The sequence below is a fragment of the Bacillus sp. MN7755 genome (genome assembly GCF_054771475.1).
Window position 1 is genome coordinate 1 of sequence record NZ_BTRL01000031.1, and the last position, 18336, is coordinate 18336.

Consider the following 18336-nt stretch of genomic DNA (forward strand, 5'->3'; position numbering starts at 1 on the left):
CTTCTTGGCTAAAATGATAAACATGAGGTTTAATATAAATAATTAGATCATTCACTTTATATTTACTATTTCTATTAAAATACAAATTTACTATCATTTATCTTATCTACGGATACGAATCGATTAATAAACTAAATGCACCTGAAAAATTTCCCTTTGCAATATGAGCCATCGAAAAAAATTACCATCGGAAAAGATTCCCTACGGTAATTTTTTAATTTATTATAAGGGATTAGAGCTCTATAGCCCATTATCATTTCAAATTCGTCCTATTATAAACGTCTTTTTCTAAATCTATAGATGTGCCTCCTGCCAAATCCAAATTGCGATTCTATATTTGATATATTTATTTTACTCTTCCTTTATTGCAATCAGCAGTATCACATCCTAACTCTTCTAATGATACAAGGGAGATTTATCGTCTATAAACCAAATTCTTCTCCCCAAATTGAAACTTTTTCAAGATGATATGTTAATAATTCGCAATCAGAACGGTTATTGAATATTCTTCGTAACTGAGTATGCAGCCCCTTTTCTAATGTTCTCTGTAAATACGCCATTTTATATAGATCAATTGGAGCTGTTTTAAATTCAATCCCATACTTCTGCATTTGCTTTGTATATAAATTCACACAATGTGTGCGAATCTCTTCTGCATTGCTCTGCCAATCTTTTCTAAAGCCTAATAATATTTCGACTAAAACAACCATATCAAACCAGACGGGTCCGTATTTAATAGACTCCCAATCGATAAACTGAATATTCCATGGAGCATCTAGTGCCACATTATTACTACATATATTTTGCATATGAAGGTCTCCATGTGTTATAGATGAACCGTTTTCAAATAGTTCTGGAAAAAAATCTGGTCCCTTCTGAAGCAGTTTTATTAGCGATTGATGATAGGGTTTAATGGTCTCCCTTAACCTATCGTCTTTCACTGCGTCATCAAGAAAAGTAATCGTTCTTCCAATGTATTTAGATCGACCACTTCTCATTTTGCTTGATTCATAAATGGGGAGCCATTCATTCCAAGTATTTTTATATTTTTTCAAATTGTCTTCAAATGTGTATGCGTGAAGTTTGGCAACAGTGGGGATAATATGTTCTAAATGTTTTGGGGAGAAAGTAATCTGGCCGCGTACTTGCTGGACAAACTCCATGAATACCCAGGTTTCAGTTCCTTTTTTTTCAATATAATATATTTGAGGAAGAAACTCTTTTAATATAGGATACGCTCTTTTATATACTTGAATCTCTACTTCATTTCTATAGCTTGTTGAATTATATACTTTTAAAATAATGGGATAGTTTTTCATTTTTTTTCGAAGAAATAATTTGTAGATACTAGTTCTTGCTGTTGATTTTAGGCATTCAATGTTAGTAGAATCTATTGATACCCTTTGCCCCATTGAATAAGAGATTTTATCTGAAATTCTAAACTTCTTTAAATAATAGGCTAATTCCGTCACTTCATACAATGATTTCATTCCTTTCCTTTTTGTTTCCATGCATTCCTCAAATGAGACCATGCGCTTCTAATAAATGGCATCGGATCGTCCCATGCAAAAAGAGCGAACTCTTTTTTTCCTCGCAAGCCTTCATAAAAATCTTTCCATGTCATTTCAGCTCTTTTTTTCTTGTCACGGAACGTTAAATAATACCGCACAAGATAAATCCATTTGATACCATCTCTTTGTTTAAGTCTTGGCGCTGGGTTTTGCTTGGTTAAATATAAATAATACATATAAACAAAATCAATGCCTGCAGATTCTGTTAAGCTATGAGTTAACCAAAAACGGGGGTTGATTTCAATAAACTTATAAACATCATCTCGTGGGTCCTTTTTAAACTCTGCCATGCCAATACCTTTAAGTTGTATTTCTTTAAAAAGAGGTAAACATACATCCACTAGTTCTGGAATCTGTTTACTAACAATATGAGCTCCTGTTCCAAAGTCAGCTGGAAATTGATGGTTCTTTTGCAAGGAAAATAATGCTAATAACTCCATATTGTCGTCATAAAAAGTAGCCACTTTATAAAAATGCTGATTGTCTCCAGGAATGATTTCTTGAGCCATGAGCTTTCCATGCTGTCGGTATAATTCATACTCATTTCTTAGTTGATCTGGATTTTTTATAAATATAGCCTTTTTATTTATTTTTTTTCGAAACTTATGCCCCAAGGTCGGCTTTAATATACATGGAAAACCGAGGTTCAATATTGCTTCTTCTAGCTGTTCTTTATGTTCAATCACATATGTTTTTGGACATGGAATATTATGCTTCACAGCCAGTTCATACATTTTATGTTTATCTAGTATTGTTTCAATTAATGAATGCTCAGGAAACAAAAATAAATAGTAGTTAGACAGCTCCGCTCGATATTTTGAAATAAATACCACATAATCATCCGCACCTGTATACAAAACTGGTTTCAATTTTAATTCTTTAGCCAAGTGGATTAAAAAAGTTAATAATTCTTTTTCTTCCGATAAAGGACTTGGACATACTCCGCATGAAGCAAGACGTGATCTCCCTATCTTATAAGGTCCCTCTACATCAAAGGCATAAACTTTAATTCCTTTTCTCGCTAAACTTCTAATAATTCCAACTCCATTGGCACTTAAGTCCAGTACAACTGCACTGTGTTCATGATACATAGAATCCTTCCTCACTTAAATATCTTTGTAGATTTTTTCGATATGAGCTACCATGGTTTCTCTAGTTAAATATTTTTTAGCGAAGTTTCTTGCATTTTCACCTAACTGCTCCCGATCTTTCTGGTTTTCAATAACAAACTTTAATGCTTGTTTTAGTTTATTTACATCTCCTACATCTACTAGAATACCTGTCTTCTCGTGATGTACTAATTCAGGTATTCCTCCCGATGTTGTCGAAATGACACAAGCTCCACTATGCATGGCCTCAATAATAGAAATAGGCAGACTATCATTTAGAGTAGGAAGTACAAAAATATCGGTTTTACTTAAAATGTTTGGTACATCATCTCTTTCCCCTAAAAACTCCACCATGGAAAGATTCAAAGAAGCAACTTGCTTTTCTAACGCATCTCTCATCTCGCCATCTCCGACAATAAGCACCTTAATGTTTTCAGTATATTTCCTTTCCATCTGTGATAGTGCATCAAATAATACTTTATGACCTTTTCTGGGTCCTAATCTCGCCACACATGTAATAACGATTTTATTCTGTGCCAATGAATTTTTCACATCATACTTCTCAGGATAATCAATACCCGTAAGCACAGTTGTCATTTTCTCTTGCTTTGCCCCCAGTTGCATTAACGGTTGACGAAATGAATCACTGAGAATAATAAGCTGATTGGCAAATTCAATAGCTTTACTTTCTATTGTTTTATAATAGGCTTCTTCTAGTGAATCTTTTTCAAATATACCAAATTTCACCCGGTTAAAAGTAAACATCCCATGGGGTGTAAATAGCAAAGGTTTCTTATACAGTCGATTGATTTTTCCCAATATATTGGCTGTAAACAAATCTTGCGCATGAAAAACATCATATTTTTTTAAGTTGATATTTTTAAGCAGCATCATTTCGTAGATATACATATGTCTGCAATTTCTCACAATCGTGGTATTATAGCTTCCATAACGTGCATAAAAGAAATTTCTCAATTCTGGAACAACCCTTTTACGCAGGGTTCTTACTTCGCTCGTAAGAAATTGATTAGGAGATATAATATCGACTTTATGGCCTAATTTTTTTAAACCTTCACTAAGTGCTGTAATATAATTAGATAACCCACCTGTATGAGGATAGTCCCAAAACGTAGCAATTAATATAGAAAGTCTTCTTTTCTTTGAATTCACCTTTGGCTTTGCATCTACATATCGTTCTCTCGTTGCACTTTTCTTTTTGGATGATGAAGATGAAGGCATTCCATAATATTTATCTATCGCTTCAATTAAATAGGAATACGGAAACATACTTTCCTTTCTCATTGCCAGATCCTCCTTATCACTTCGAACGCTTCAGCGTATGATACGCCTATCGTCATGCCCCTAACCCTTCCTAAATGCTGAACGCCTTCATACGAACGAGGATGAGGAAAATCTCTCATTTCTACATCATAATGTTTGAGCGCCGCAATCTTTGAATCCATTTGATCTGTAATATTAACAAAATAATTAGGTTTGAAAACTTTATCATTTGTATAGACATTCCACTCACTAGAGGAAACTGTTTCAAACGTAATTAATTCTATCGGATCTCGCTTAGGTAGAGGTCTCGTTGCGGTCAAAACCGCTTGAAAGGTAATTAGATGATCAATGTTGACATCTCCATAATGGTGAGTGAAAATTTTACTTGGTTTATATTTCTGTATTAATTGTTCTATTTCTTTCGTTAATTGATGCAACGGAATTAATTCCAATTCTAAATTAGCATAATCGAGGAATATCACTTCTTCAATACCAATTTCTTTATTTGCATGCCTGCCTAGTTGATGTATTCGATCCGCTTCCTCCCTTCTTCCTGAAGCAATAATTATTGAAATAACCCGATGCCCATTTTCCACTAATCTTTTTAAAGTCCCTCCAGATCCTAATAACTCATCATCGGGGTGAGCACCAATAACTAAAACACACTCTCTCATAACAATTATCCCTCCCTATACGACCTAATGTATGAATGATGCTACAAAAAGAAACTGGCATTAGCGGAAATACCTCTCCATTGTTTGCCATCTTTTCATACCCTTTCCAGTCTTTCTCCGCCCTAATTTCTTTACTTCCCCAACAATTTTATGATATAAGGGGTACTAACCCATGCCCATCAAGCTAATCGAGTAAATTACTAGATATGAAACGATCCTTGTTTTAAAACTAGCAATTGATAGAAAAGTAGGCATGCTAAAGAAGCCTATTAAAACGTGATTCTTTCGCTAGGAAGCTTGTCTATGCTTCACCGTCGTTTTATACACAATCCCTAGAATATCAAAGACGGTCATCTTCTTATAACGATGACATTTACTTTACGTAAAATTCGCTCAACTATTCGGGATATATCAAATGAATTTTGTAAATAATAAGATTGTTAAACGAGAAATTGAGGAGGACTTGTATGCTAAATCATAACAAAGCTAAAGAAAATTCGGGTTCTATTTTGAAACCTGATTTTGTTGGAACTGATGCAAACAAAGTAAAACAAGAAATTCAAAAAGATGTAAGTGAAGGACAAGGGGCAATGACTTCCCAAGAGGCAGGGGCAATGCGAGATTAAGAAAACACCTTGAGTGGTTTTGTTATTCTTCTGCTTCAAAATTTCAATTTGTAATTAAGTTTAAGACAAAAAGGAATTTCCTTTATTGAAAATTTTTATTCATTTGTTATAACATAAAAAAGGAATTGAGTGGTTCAGACTCAATTCCTTTAGTGAAGCATTTTATAAACGAATATATTTGTAAGAGAATCCGGCTTTGTGTAGGATTCTTTTACTTTGCTTGCAACATGAAATATAGAACCTTATATGCCATTTTTCTTATTTTTGGGGTGTTTGCCTTTATTAGCTTGATGACGATGGGGATCCTGCCCGCAAAAAGAGAGAGAAAATAATCTTGTATTAAGATTTACATGTATATTTGTTTATTTTTATAATGAATTTTAGAAGGGAATAATTAAGAAGCCAAATGAAAGTTTTAATATAAAAACGTTATACACAAGATAATTTGTTTTTTATCGATGCTCCACCCATCTATTATAAACAGAAGAACGTATATTTTTCACATAGTTCAGAAAATCTTGTGATAGTCCAAATTTCTTAAACCCTTTTAACAACTTCGTAGGAACCTCACTATTTGAAGTGAAAGCTCTTTTATGATCAATGACTTTCAATTGACCTTCTTCATTTATTAACACATGTCTTACTTCCGTGTCCCACCTAGTAAATCCAATCCTTTTTAATTCATCCAACATTATTAATATCCTTTCAGTTAGTTCTTCTGTAATTTGTTTTTCTTTTTTTAAGTGACGTGCAAGTGAAATTCCTTGTATATATTCCATGATAATATAATTTTCTCCATATCCATAAAGTCTTGGAATAATAGGTGATGATTGCCCAATTACTAGAGCTCTCAACTCTTTTTTTTGAGTTTCTTCCAGGAAAAATATTTTTACGCATTTATCATGGCTTAATTGGTATACTTCTCCATCTTTTCCGTCTCCAATGAGCTTATATTCCACTAAATCTTTTCTACTTATTGTTCTTTTATTAAAGTATTTGTTCATTTTTTATCTCCTTAATAAGTATTTCTTGATTTTGCAGTAGTCTCATCACACATTCTATGATTCATCACTTCCATATGTAACCTAGACCAGTATGTATTTTTAATTGAATAACTATTTCTGTCATTTTTTTGTATCAGGATTTTTAAAAACAATTTCATATCAAGATGTTACTTTCTCTTTAAAGATAATATTTTGCTTTTGATTTCAGACCACTAGGATCTCTTTATATTTTTTAAATTTTATCTAAACCCATTCGCTAATCTCATGTTTCGAAAAACTATAATTATTACCTTTCTGTATAATGTGAACTCGTCATTTTTACTATGATTAGTTATAAGGTGTAATCTCAATCGACGTTTATTTATTTAAACATTATGAATTTAAGGTTTTAAATATAATGCTCATTCATTGGAAACGTACATATAATAATCATAGTCACCTCAGTATTAGTTGTTGATTACCTTTTAAAGTACTCTTTATTTATAAAGTGAGGGTGTATGATATTTGCTTCATAATTATTTTTTCTTCTTACCCTTTATATGAAAGTACATATTTTAACATGAGCTGAATACATGAGTTCTTTCTATGTATTACTAAATAACAATTTTTTTATTGATTCCTTGAACTTTTAAACGCGACAAACATATAATATTCTATCACGTTTATAGACGTTCTTTTTCAAGAGTACATATTAAATATGTACTCTTTTTCTTTTGTTATTGGGACAAAGCTATTCCATGCATTTATTAGCTAAAAAATCCTTCTTTGAATGATTAACTGTAAAATTTCCTATTCGCATAACTCTAAAATTGGAGATTGTACTATGATAATAAAAGAGGCATTCCATGTTTTGAAGTACATTTACAAGGAGGAATATTACATGACAGTAATCACTAAACTTAAACAAACTATTGCTGGATTAAAGAGTGCTCAAGCATGCCTAGAAGGATTTGTTCTTGATACTGATAATAAGCAAGCACAACAATTATATATAGATGCAGCACAACAAACTCAAGAAATGTTTAAATGATTGGTATTGTTACTAAATCTAATAATACGGAAATTTGACTGGTATTCAAGTAGATGTATGCCTGTGTTGTCAGTATGGAACCACACATCATGTTCTTTCGGTAACTGAAGGAAGCTATCTATAATTTTTGTAATCACTCCTCCATGGGAAACAATTGCAATTCGTTTGTACTGTTTGCTTCTTTCTCTAACAACTGAAAGGATGTTCTCAGCACGTAATCTAAAGTCTAGTTTACTCTCCCCATTCTGCATTTCACGTAACTCAATTAGATACTCTACAGGGCAGTTAACAGCATTATTCAAAATTTCAGTAGATTGAGTTGCTCTTAATAGAGTACTCGACCAAATCAGTTCTGGAGAGAGTTCCTTTGATATATAACTAGACATTTTTTCAACTTGTTCCAATCCCCTTTTTGTTAACTGTAGATCAGTAGATCCTTTATACCCCTCTTCTAAAAAATCATCTTCGGATTCTCCATGACGAATTAGTAGGATTTGCATCCATTTCACCTCTTTAGATATTTGTCCTTTCTTCTCTAACTTAGACAAACCTGATTGGAATGCTTTAAGTATCCTGAATATGGACGATATATATGGTATGCATCCTCTTTATTTAAATACAGAGCAGTTGAAACAGGGGTTCTCCAACTATTATGGCTACTTGTAGTGAAAAAGTCATATAGACAAATTCAACTGTAAGGATTCTACGCTAAAGAAAATATGTAAATCTTTAGTTCATCACCAAAAGACAGGGTAATATTTGGATAGATGTACACTCCATTCTGAGTGGACACTTAGAATGGAGTGTACTAAAATTGATTTATTTGCAAAATATCAACCCCATGTTACGGTGATGAACCAAATCTTTGCTCCTCATCCATCCCATCTTATTAGGTTCTTTGTAAAAGGAAGTGAAATGCGTATATAATGTATAACCCCAGACAGACGCTTTTTAAAAATGCCCATGGTCTGGGGTGAAATCTATAAAAATCAAATCTTAAGAATTCTTAAAGTTCGTTATATGCAATTTAAAAATTTCATTCGATATTCTTCTTTTTTATTGCTAATCTTTCGTTTTCTACTATTATATTAGATGTTAAATGATTTAATTTTTTTAAAGATTCAATAGATACTCCGAATTTCTTTGAAATCCCGTGTAACGTATCTCCTTTTTCAATTGTATACATTTCATAGTCTTCTTCTAAATCAGTAACATACATCATTTTCCCTATTTGCTTACTTGTTTTTTCTCTTTCTATTAATATATTATGCTCAATTAGTGTATCTATAATTTGTTTAGCACGAGCTTGATAAGTATGCTCCTGTACTGTTATTCGCCCCCGTTCTTGAATTTTCGCTTTCTTTTTTGGATGATTCAAAAAATAGCGTATTGCTTCAAGTGTTTCTTTTGATGATGAAACCGTAACTAAATCTTTCCCTGGTCTAAATATCTTCTTAACACCTGGAGTATCTAGCGTAAGAAGAAATCCACCTGATCCTAAAATTTCATACGTTCTTTGGGTAATTAGCTCTTGATAATTTTGTAACCCTATTATAATATCTGCCGAGTTATACACCTTATATGTCTCTAAATAGTGCATAGGACCATGAATCCAGTCTTTTGGTATATCCATGCCAAAAAAACGATCCATTTCATCCCATTTATTCCCCCAAAAATCAATACGAATATTTTTTTCCAAAAGCGGTCGAATTAGGACATTAAGGGCATGGCTTCTAAAATGATCAGGGTATTTTTCTAAAATATGAGGATATGCATTTGCAACAACTGCAATTGAACAATTGTATTCTGGGGATTTAGGAGATTTGTAGTGTGCTGTTTCTTCAAAGCCAAAGTCCAAATGAGCAGCTGGGACTCCTAATTGCCGATAGACTTTAACTGTTTTTGGACATATTGTAAACACAAAATCTGGTTTCATTCTTTTAACTAATGGTATAGACCAAATGTCTGTATAAGCAGGATCTTCCACCGCCCAATATATAAGGGGTATTGTTGTTTTCTTCATACATTCTCTTATTAAATCTTGCTTTATTTTTGTTTGTTCTTGCCCCCAACCAATTGAGATCACCAAATCCGGATTAAATTCTTCCAACATTTGCGAAAGATTTTTTGTTAACGGACCCGAAATTAAAACATCATGCCCATTTGCTTGAAATCCTCTCGGTAAGTTATTCTTCCATATATGGCTACTCTCTAAGAAAAGAATACGCATTTCATTTCACTCCTTAACCCACGCAATTATTTCAAATTTCTTACAATACATCTTAATTTTTAAGGTACTAAAAAAGACTACACGAGCATTTCACTTACTTTTACTATTTGGTATCCTTGTTTTTTCAATTCGGAGATTATAATATCTGTAGCAACAGCTGTTGGTTTTCCATTTAAATGAAATAATACAATATCCCCACCTTTAAGCTTTCCCAGTACTCTATTAACTATAGTTTCAACTGAAGGTTCTTTCCAATCAATTGAATCTATATTCCAATGAATTGTGTAGGGAAAACCGAGTTTACCAGCAATCTCTAGAATTTCTTTATTCCAATTTCCAAAGGGGGGCCGAAATAACGGACTTCCTTTCGTCTCTATAATTTTTTCAAAACACCTAGTTGTTTTCTTAAATTCCTTCATAATGTCCCTAGATGATAACTTCGTCAAATCCGGATGACTGTATGAATGATTTGCAATTTCATGCCCTTCTTTCACAATACGTTTAGCGAGACTTGGAAATTTTTCTACCCATGCACCTGTTAAAAACATCGTAGTTTGGATATCATGTTTTTTTAATACGTTTAAAATTTCTTCAGTCTTATCTGCATCAGCACCTGCATCGTAAGTTAATGAAATCATTTTTTTAGTATTTAATCCTTTTGAAATCAGTACAGATGGGAAAACCTTCAATTTAGAATCACTTGTATCAATTTTAATTAATTGACCTGCAAGAATATAGTCTGAATCCAATTCATTATCTAACTTAATTTTTTCTACTGAGATATCAAACCTTTTTGAAATACTTCCTAAAGTTTCTCCATGACAAATGGTATAATAATTATAATTTGTAAGCTCATTTTCATTTATTTTTCTTATTTTCAACGGTCTTCCAGCATCAATTTGATCGGAAGTAAGGTTGTTTAATTGTTTCATTGAACTGACAGTTATCCCTAGTTCATTTGCTATGCTAACTAATGTATCGCCATTGCGTACATTATAAATCTCAAACTCTCCCTGTTTATATGTCTTGTTCTTTTCATTTCCAAAAACATAATTACTTCTTTTCCCTCTAAATATCCCGTACTCTTTTAAAATATCAATCATATACTCTGCACGTTTCTCATAAGAATATTTTTCAACTGCTTTTCTTCCATTTTTTCTAATCTTTTCTCTCATTTCAGCATGCTGGAGGTAATAATTAACTAATTTAACAGTTTCCTCGGGTGAAGACGATGTTATAAGGTCTTTTCCCGCTTTGAATACACGATGAATTTCAGGAATATCGTTTGTTAAGAGAAGGCCTCCAGAGCCAAGTATTTCATACGTACGTTGCGTAAGCTGCGTAGGAAGATTTTGAAGCCCGATAATAATATCGGATGAGCTGTAAACTTTATTTGCATCTGTGTAATCAATATATCCATGAATCCACTCCCTTGGAATATCGACACCTAAAATATCCTTCATTTCATCCCAGTACCTACCATAAAAATCTATTCTAATATTATTTTCTAACAAAGGTTTGATTAATGTGTTTAATGATTGATGGCGAAAATGCTCTGGAAGATAACTCAATTTTTTAGGATATCCGTTTGCAACAAGTGCAACTGGGGCATAATATCTCGGGTCTCTATCCATTGGGTGATGGACAATTGGATGATAGCCGAAGTCTAAGTGTTCGGCAGGAATCCCCTTCTCTTTGTAAACTTCTACCATATCCGAGCAAATTGTAAATACAAAATCTGGGCGTGTTCTCTGTATATAAGGTAATGTAAAAATCTCTGTAGAAGTTGGATCTTCCGTTGCCCAGTAAACATGTGGAATATTAAATTTTTTCGTACATTCAAAAATCAATTGTTGTTTGAACTTAGATGAATTTTCTGGCCCCCATCCCATTGTTATAACTAAATCTGGTACAAAATCATCTATAAGCTTGTAAATAGTATGTTTATCTAAAGGGCCTGAAATCTTTACTTTATGTCCAGCATCACGAAACCCGTTTGGTAAACCATGAATCCACATTGGATGGCTCTCTAAAAATAAAATTCGCATATTTTCTCACCTCAAAAATGTGATATTTTTAACGTATTCCCCGAAAGAATTCTCCTTCCAGAGGCGTGTGAAGGGCGTAGCCCAACGATAGGTGGGAGATGAATTTCGGTTTGGCATAGCCAGAAACTTTTAATAAACTAGCTATATGAAGTTCTTTGATAACTTGATATAGAAGGTTGCAGGAAGAAAATAGCGTGCGAAAACCAAGCCATTCGGTTCCTGCGTAAAATATCAACCGTACCAAAAGAGCCTCCATGCGTTGGACATCTAGGGGTGGAACACCCCAAAGTAACGCTCAGGGAGACGAAAGGTTACTTTCGTCGTGGAACTGAGAAGCTCCCACTTCATGCTTTGCTAAGTGGCGAGTAGTTTACATATTTTTAATTCCTCTCCAACAAACGATCTATTGTTACAAATTCGTATCCTTTTGCGATTAATTCATCTATTAAAATTGGTAACGCCTTGACTGTCCCATCCAAGATTCCAGGGGACATTTTAAGAGAATGCTGTAATACTATGGCTCCTGGTGATAAGTCCTGTCTCACAATCGCAATGATTTCTTCAGCAGACAATCCTGTCCAATCTAACGTGTCAACTGACCACATGATTAATTTGTAACCTAATTCACTGATAAAATTTAGATCTGCATTAGTAAATTCACCATATGGTGGACGAAACAATGTTGTTTTTCTTTCTCCAGTTAATATAGTAATTTCATTTTCTGTACGAGATATTTCTTCATTTATTTGCGAAGTGGTTAAATTCGTGAATTTAGGATGGCTCCAACTATGGTTTCCTAACGTATGTCCTTCGTTCACAATACGCTTTAACACACTCGGACACCACTGAATTTGTTGCCCCACAACAAAAAAAGTAGCTGGAACTTTTTTGTTTTCTAGAAGATCTAAAATTTTAGGAGTGTAATAATCATCAGGACCATCGTCAAATGTTAAAGCTATCTTATTCCCAGCTGCGGCTCCTCTATAATAAACATTCGAATTCCATTTAGGTAAGGAATTCGTGATCAAGTATATTCGAGGAATTTCCATATTGGACCAAACAACTAACTCAAGTTTTTGAACAACGTAAAAAAATGGAATATATATTGTATCATTTATTTCAATAGGTGCAGTCAAAAGAGAATCATGTAAAACAGTTTTGCTTCCTTCTATAAAAACATCACTTTTACACTGGTTCTTAAATAATGTGAGCAAAAATTTATCCTTTTTCAAAACAATAGAATGGTTTTTACTATTATAATCAACTAAAATGCCTGCGTGTTTTAAAAACAAAACTGGAACCATAACATAACCATCTTGAATATAATAAGTTGTTAGCACCATTTTCCCATCTACATAAATCTCTATCTGTTCTGTTTTCATTTTTTAATCCTCCTATCCTTGTTATTTAAAAATTAAAGTTTTAAATAACCTCCTCGCTTACTATAAGTAAAAAAACAATGGAGAATACCGCAAAACTATAGCTATAATGAAAGCAGCTTACTTACCGTACATATATTAAAATTACGATTTAAAATCAATTTTAATATATTCGGTAATGCCTTAACCGTTACTTCAGTTGGATGGATCAGAATAATGGATCCATTTTTCAAGTTAGAATTTACTTTATCTATAATTTCATCTGCATGATTTGTATTCCAATCTAGAGTATCTAATGAACTAATAATTGTTGTCATACCTTCTTGAGAAGCTATCTCTACTATTCTTTCATTACATGCGGCATATGGAGGAGTAAAGAACTTAGGTGTAACTTTAAGTTCTTTAAAAAGGATTTCATTTGTACTTTTTAATTCCCATTTAATATAATCATCCGTTAATCCTCTCATATCAAGATGTGAATACGCATGACTTCCAATCTCATGTCCCTCATCCCTTATCTTTCGAGCTAAATGAGGATATTTATGAATCCAAAGCCCTTCTAAAAAAAACGTGAATTTGCAGTTGTAATTTTTCATAATCTCCAATAATTCTAAAACGTATTGATTTCCCCATGATACATTAATTATGATCGAAATTAAGTATTTATCGGGCTGTCCAAAATATATAGGGTTTATACTCTGGTTCGTATTTCTAAATTGAGAATTCTGTTTAGCAACAATAGGAAAAAAGTCATAAATTTTATTTTTATCCATTACATTCCACACACTTCTTCAATATCATTTTTCATATCCCTCACTATTTCTAAAACTCTTGTCTTATTTTATATGCTTCTATACATCTAAATGATTGGGGGAATCAACCTCATAACATTGCTTATTCCAGTATGCTCTTTATACATATTAGTAAAAGAATACTTAATGATTCGAAGTTTGTGGATTCATATTACAGAATTATCAGGAGGGAAAATAGAAAATTATTCAAGTTACTATACATTAAAAAAACTGAAAAAATCAGGAGAGATTTTAAAAATCGTAAGGAAGAATATTTTAAAATCCCAATATAAGTTTAACGTATTCCCCGAAAGAATTCTCCTTCCTCAAGCGTGTGAAGGGCGTAGCCCAACGATAGTGGGAGATGAATTTCGGTTTGGCACAGCCAAACACTTTTGATAAATTAGCCATATGAAGTTCTTTGATAACTTGATATAGAAGGTTGCAGGAAGAAAATAGCGTGCGAAAACCAAGCCATTCGGTTCCTGCGTAAAATATCAACCGTACTAAAAGAGCGACCATGCGTTGGACATCTAGGGGTGGAACACCCCAAAGTAACGCTCAGGGAGACGAAAGGTTACTTTCGTCGCGGAACTGAGAAGCTCCCACTTCAAGCTTTGCTAAGTGGCGAGTAGTTCACATTTGGATAAATAATCATTATTTTAAAGATACACGTATAGTTCTTACACATAACATCAGTAACTGTTACTATAAGAGGCTTGTCCGAAGAGATATAACATACAGTTCTTTCCTTTGACTTGACCGAATAAAACTCAATATTACGTATATAATGTATACACATGGTAATCTTTTTCCTTGGATGAGCAGTTAGCTTTTGCTAGCTGCTCTCTTGTTTGAAAAGAAATTTTCATTACATTCCTTTTCATTTGTGTATAACATTTTCAACCACGTATTATACTATAACTGTAACTTCAAGTTACATATCCGTATTTGTAGGGCCTAATTTCTTTTGTGCAACAAAGTGGTTAGCAAATTAAGCTGACTGCTTTGTTGTGCCAAATAAAGTTGGTATGAGATATTTGCACCCCAATGAATGACTCACATATATTATTATGAGTGCTACACCTCTCTCTCTCAGGGACCCACTTAATAAGAGCACTAATTAAAAGTGCTCTTATTCGTTTTTTTGAATAAATCCCCGAATACTGTTCATACTTTGAATACGCCAGTCTGTAACAATTGATTTCCCCTTTAAAACGGAGGAGTTAACTTTTGCTAGCTGTTCTTTTATTGCTTGCCACTTCAACCCATTCACCATCGTATATTATCCAACCATCATGACCGTACAATTCTTCTTGCCTCTTCCTTTTACCTCGCTCATCGCTTTCGATAACTTCTTTAATTTTTCTTAATTTCAAGAAAAATAACTCTGTTCTTTTTTTATATTAATATATGATAATGATTGCTAGTTAATAAACTTACATAAATGCTTTTAAAAGTTCTTGAACTAACGGAATTATTCCATCTAAAAATTTTAAAACTGCCATTGCGACTTCCATATTCCTTCCTCCCCTTTGTTGCTACTAAGATTTGATTTATCTGTATGTCCTCATCATGGTAATCGCTTACATTTTATCAATACAATTTTATTTGCATATAGAATTGTATCAGGTTTCCTTTAGACTAAACTCCTTCTCTTAGTCTTTTTATATAAAAAACGACCTCTATTACAAATGTGAAGGTCGTTTTTTGATTAAACTTAATTTCATGTTTGGGAGCTCTGACTAACAATTTGGTTCAAAGCCTCTTTTATTGATATAGTAGGGCGACCAAGTAATTTTTCTAAATCATTGCTCTCTACTTCTAATCCACCTTCTCGAATACCCTTTTGTATGTTTACGTACATAGGAATGTAAGCTTCTGGAACCCCTGCTACCCTCATCATGTTGGTGTTGGCATAAGTATCATCATCGGCTTGCTGTACAAGTATTTCTTTCCCAAATACATCTCCAAGAACAGATACTAGTTCCTCTTGCATCATTCATCATTAACTTACCGAAAAGTACGTAAACTATGTTCTCGTGTCCTTCTCCAGTTAATATATTTGCTGCCGGCCTCCGCAAAATCATGTCGAAGTGCCCAGCAGATGTCATCCAAGGTGCTCCTACCATCGCGGCTTTTATGCTTCCGATTTCATTTTTCAAATACCAATTATTTCGTAAAAACGAATACGGAATACCTGTTTTCAAAATAGATTCTTCTCTATTTCACTTCAAATCCTATATGTCCTTATGAAATTGGTACAAATATTAGTTAATTGACTGATGCTTGTACCTTCATCGATTGAGTTCGTTTGTTTTGTTATCTTTCCTTAACAACAAACAAGACGCCACCAAGATCACGGCAGCGCCTACGATAATTACTATTGGTTTAATTCATTTATTTACCCTCACGTCATGTATTTCTTTGCTTCCATACCCCATTCTCTTTACGATAAGTATTTTTTCCACTCATAAAGTCAGCTGTATTACCAGGAATGCTATATCTCTTATTCTTTTTCTTTGCCTTCTTCTTCAACCTTTTCTCTTCTTGAACAGCTTGCAAATCCGCCTTCCATTGTTTCAACAAATCCTTTTCACGTCGCATCGAATTTGTACCCCTTGGATTAAAATATGAATTAATCAGATTCTATTCATTTATATAATCATTTAATCCAAACGTCCATTTTGGACAAAAAAATAGCACCTTACGATTGCAGGTGCTCAAATATATGAAAGGGGGGACTACCCTATACTCCAATATATGCTTGTCCTTATTAAATGTTGCAATATAAAAAGAGTACCTGTCATTAGGTACCCTTCAACAAATAAGTATGGCGCTCCAAGTCTCACCTCATATGATAACTCGTCCCACGATTCATCATATGATTGTCTTATTAGAATGTTCACTGGTTTAATGTGTAATTTCTATACAACAAAGAAAAATTACCCGTTTTGGATGCTTTTCTTATCTATACCTGCGCAACTACTTGAACTACCCCCACTTCTAAACGAAGCGAAAGTGGGGATAGTTCAAAAAGTTCACTTCCGTATAACTTGTCCAATATTGTTTACACTACAACTGCAACTTAAAGTTACACATCATTACATGTAGGGCCTAATTTCTTTTGTACAATAAGTAATTAGTTAATTGAGCTAGCTACTTTGTTGTGTCAAATATAGTTTTTATCATTTTAGCCAAGAAGACTCCTTCCTCAAGGAACGCGAAGTGAGTAGGTGGGAGATGAATTGGCTAAAATGATAAAAAGTTTACTTTCGTAAAACAAAAAAGGGAACCTATTCAATAGGTCCCTCATTTTTATTCTATATTTTAATTTTTTTAAATTGCTAGATATAAAATTGTATATAGTATTGTTCCTAACATTATCTACACGCATCTCGTGCAAAGCACCAACATAACACGAACAAACCTCCCCTTCATTAGACAAACGATATTCAACCATTTCAATCCAGAGATTTTGGACAAACTCATCCTTTTAATCGCGTTTCTTCTTACGAAAATAAGTGTTTGTTTCCATAGGTGGTTCGGGAGTCATAGAATCACTTTCTTCCTCAGCTTTATTATTCTGTTCTTTCCCCTAAAATTCCAATATCCCCATAACTTCCTTCGTAAATAGTTTAAAATCGGTTAAATGCTTTTCAATAATTTGACGAACAATATCTAAATTTACACTTTGATAATCATGAACAGCAATATTACGAAATCCAACCATCGCCTTTAACTTATTTGCTAGCTCTGCGCTAAGTAATCCTGCTGTAACCAATAAATCAAAAGCCTCTCGACTAGATTGAGGTAGTCCTAATTTTTTCCCAGCAACAATATGCATCGCTAAATCAATACTCGCTTCACAAGCTCTTTGTATATTCAATATTATTGAATCTTGCTTTGTAAAGTCCTCTAAATTTTCAGGGTCATTTCCATACACATCTTGGATTCTTTTTATACAACGCTCTATTGTAGAAATTTTATTTAAAATAACCTCATTCTTCATATATAGAACCTCTTTTCTTTATATCATCAAATACTATCTGGCGTTCCTCATTCAATTTTGAATACATTTTTAAGGTTTTCATTTCAAAAATAGCCTTACGTTCTTCATCCGAACAAAATATCGTCTTTCCTGTATGTATAATCTGAGCTTGAAAAACTGTAGAAGCTTCGGATAAATCAACTAAATCAACATCTTTATGAACAATGTTAGCTAACTCTTGTGCTAATAAAAAACGTTCATAGTTCCCTAAAGTTGTGTCACTTACATAAGCTATATCAATATCACTATCTTCTCGTTCTCTGTTCTCAGCCGTTGATCCAAACACAATTATCCAATAGGGATTCACCGTCTCTTGTAATTTTTCTATAATAGCTGTTATCATGCTTTGAAAAATCATTAAATTAATCCCCCTTAGTATACTTGAATTTTATTATATCATAACCATTATATAACCTTTTCAGCTACGTAGTATGATACATTAAGAAAATTAATACACCCTCCTCATTTTATACTTTTATATTATTTTGTTGCAAAACTAAAATATAAACAAAATTTTATATATCAGAAAAACTCATTATATG

General features: G+C 33.1%; 17 protein-coding genes. 2 read left to right on the plus strand and 15 right to left on the minus strand.

Going from position 1 to position 18336, the window contains the following annotated elements; genetic code table 11:
• Positions 1–422 precede the first annotated feature (422 nt).
• From ACYVEC_RS28375 to ACYVEC_RS28390, 4 genes are read right to left on the minus strand one after another with little or no spacing between them, the layout of a single operon-like run.
• On the minus strand, positions 423–1490 hold the full coding sequence (locus tag ACYVEC_RS28375) for a phosphotransferase (protein ID WP_098556743.1): 1068 nt from the start codon (positions 1488–1490) through the stop codon (positions 423–425).
• Positions 1487–2662 carry a carboxylate--amine ligase gene (locus ACYVEC_RS28380; protein ID WP_063224323.1) on the minus strand — a complete coding sequence of 392 codons (1176 nt, stop codon included), beginning with the start codon at positions 2660–2662 and terminating at the stop codon, positions 1487–1489. Before ACYVEC_RS28380 ends, ACYVEC_RS28375 begins: the two co-directional genes overlap by 4 nt.
• A 15-nt stretch (positions 2663–2677) precedes the next feature.
• The gene (locus ACYVEC_RS28385) at positions 2678–3982 is read right to left on the minus strand and encodes a glycosyltransferase family 4 protein (RefSeq protein ID WP_098556741.1); all 1305 of its coding nucleotides are present in this window, start codon (positions 3980–3982) and stop codon (positions 2678–2680) included.
• Positions 3979–4635: a PIG-L deacetylase family protein gene (locus tag ACYVEC_RS28390; RefSeq protein WP_063224321.1), complete on the minus strand. Its 657-nt coding sequence runs from the start codon at positions 4633–4635 to the stop codon at positions 3979–3981. The genes ACYVEC_RS28385 and ACYVEC_RS28390 overlap by 4 nt, the downstream gene beginning before the upstream one ends.
• Before the next feature lie 467 nt (positions 4636–5102).
• Between ACYVEC_RS28390 and ACYVEC_RS28395 the strand changes: the two genes are divergently transcribed.
• Complete coding sequence (locus tag ACYVEC_RS28395) at positions 5103–5261, plus strand: hypothetical protein (RefSeq protein WP_162840211.1); 159 nt, start codon at positions 5103–5105, stop codon at positions 5259–5261.
• 452 nt (positions 5262–5713) lie between these two features.
• On the opposite strand, the gene ACYVEC_RS28400 is transcribed toward ACYVEC_RS28395, so the two are convergent.
• On the minus strand, positions 5714–6265 hold the full coding sequence (locus ACYVEC_RS28400; protein WP_063224320.1) for an AarF/UbiB family protein: 552 nt from the start codon (positions 6263–6265) through the stop codon (positions 5714–5716).
• An 880-nt stretch (positions 6266–7145) separates the two neighbouring features.
• On the opposite strand from ACYVEC_RS28400, the gene ACYVEC_RS28405 reads away from it, so the two are divergent.
• Complete coding sequence (locus tag ACYVEC_RS28405; protein ID WP_063224319.1) at positions 7146–7295, plus strand: DUF1657 domain-containing protein; 150 nt, start codon at positions 7146–7148, stop codon at positions 7293–7295.
• Here the strand turns inward: ACYVEC_RS28405 and ACYVEC_RS28410 are convergent.
• The 10 genes from ACYVEC_RS28410 to mntA form a co-directional block, all read right to left on the minus strand.
• Positions 7277–7795, minus strand: coding sequence for a histidine phosphatase family protein (locus ACYVEC_RS28410; protein WP_460509383.1), 519 nt, complete (start codon positions 7793–7795; stop codon positions 7277–7279). The genes ACYVEC_RS28405 and ACYVEC_RS28410 overlap by 19 nt on opposite strands.
• Positions 7796–8331: 536 nt before the next feature.
• The gene (locus ACYVEC_RS28415) at positions 8332–9525 is read right to left on the minus strand and encodes a glycosyltransferase family protein (protein WP_098556740.1); all 1194 of its coding nucleotides are present in this window, start codon (positions 9523–9525) and stop codon (positions 8332–8334) included.
• Positions 9526–9602: 77 nt separating this feature from the next.
• Positions 9603–11573: a polysaccharide deacetylase family protein gene (locus ACYVEC_RS28420; RefSeq protein ID WP_460509386.1), complete on the minus strand. Its 1971-nt coding sequence runs from the start codon at positions 11571–11573 to the stop codon at positions 9603–9605.
• A 380-nt stretch (positions 11574–11953) separates the two neighbouring features.
• Positions 11954–12955: a polysaccharide deacetylase family protein gene (locus ACYVEC_RS28425; protein WP_063224315.1), complete on the minus strand. Its 1002-nt coding sequence runs from the start codon at positions 12953–12955 to the stop codon at positions 11954–11956.
• A 101-nt stretch (positions 12956–13056) separates the two neighbouring features.
• Positions 13057–13725, minus strand: coding sequence for a polysaccharide deacetylase family protein (locus tag ACYVEC_RS28430; protein WP_063224314.1), 669 nt, complete (start codon positions 13723–13725; stop codon positions 13057–13059).
• 1153 nt (positions 13726–14878) lie between these two features.
• Complete coding sequence (locus ACYVEC_RS28435; RefSeq protein ID WP_460509389.1) at positions 14879–15022, minus strand: hypothetical protein; 144 nt, start codon at positions 15020–15022, stop codon at positions 14879–14881.
• Positions 15023–15469: 447 nt separating this feature from the next.
• Positions 15470–15745, minus strand: a complete 276-nt coding sequence (locus tag ACYVEC_RS28440) for a Rossmann-fold NAD(P)-binding domain-containing protein (protein WP_063224312.1) — start codon at positions 15743–15745, stop codon at positions 15470–15472.
• A 413-nt stretch (positions 15746–16158) separates the two neighbouring features.
• Entirely contained in the window at positions 16159–16350 is a 192-nt protein-coding gene (locus tag ACYVEC_RS28445; protein WP_063224311.1) for a hypothetical protein, read from the minus strand.
• A gap of 991 nt (positions 16351–17341) precedes the next feature.
• Positions 17342–17755, minus strand: a complete 414-nt coding sequence (gene hepT, locus ACYVEC_RS28450) for a type VII toxin-antitoxin system HepT family RNase toxin (protein ID WP_061139844.1) — start codon at positions 17753–17755, stop codon at positions 17342–17344.
• Complete coding sequence (mntA, locus tag ACYVEC_RS28455) at positions 17745–18152, minus strand: type VII toxin-antitoxin system MntA family adenylyltransferase antitoxin (protein ID WP_063224309.1); 408 nt, start codon at positions 18150–18152, stop codon at positions 17745–17747. Before mntA ends, hepT begins: the two co-directional genes overlap by 11 nt.
• Positions 18153–18336 lie beyond the last annotated feature (184 nt).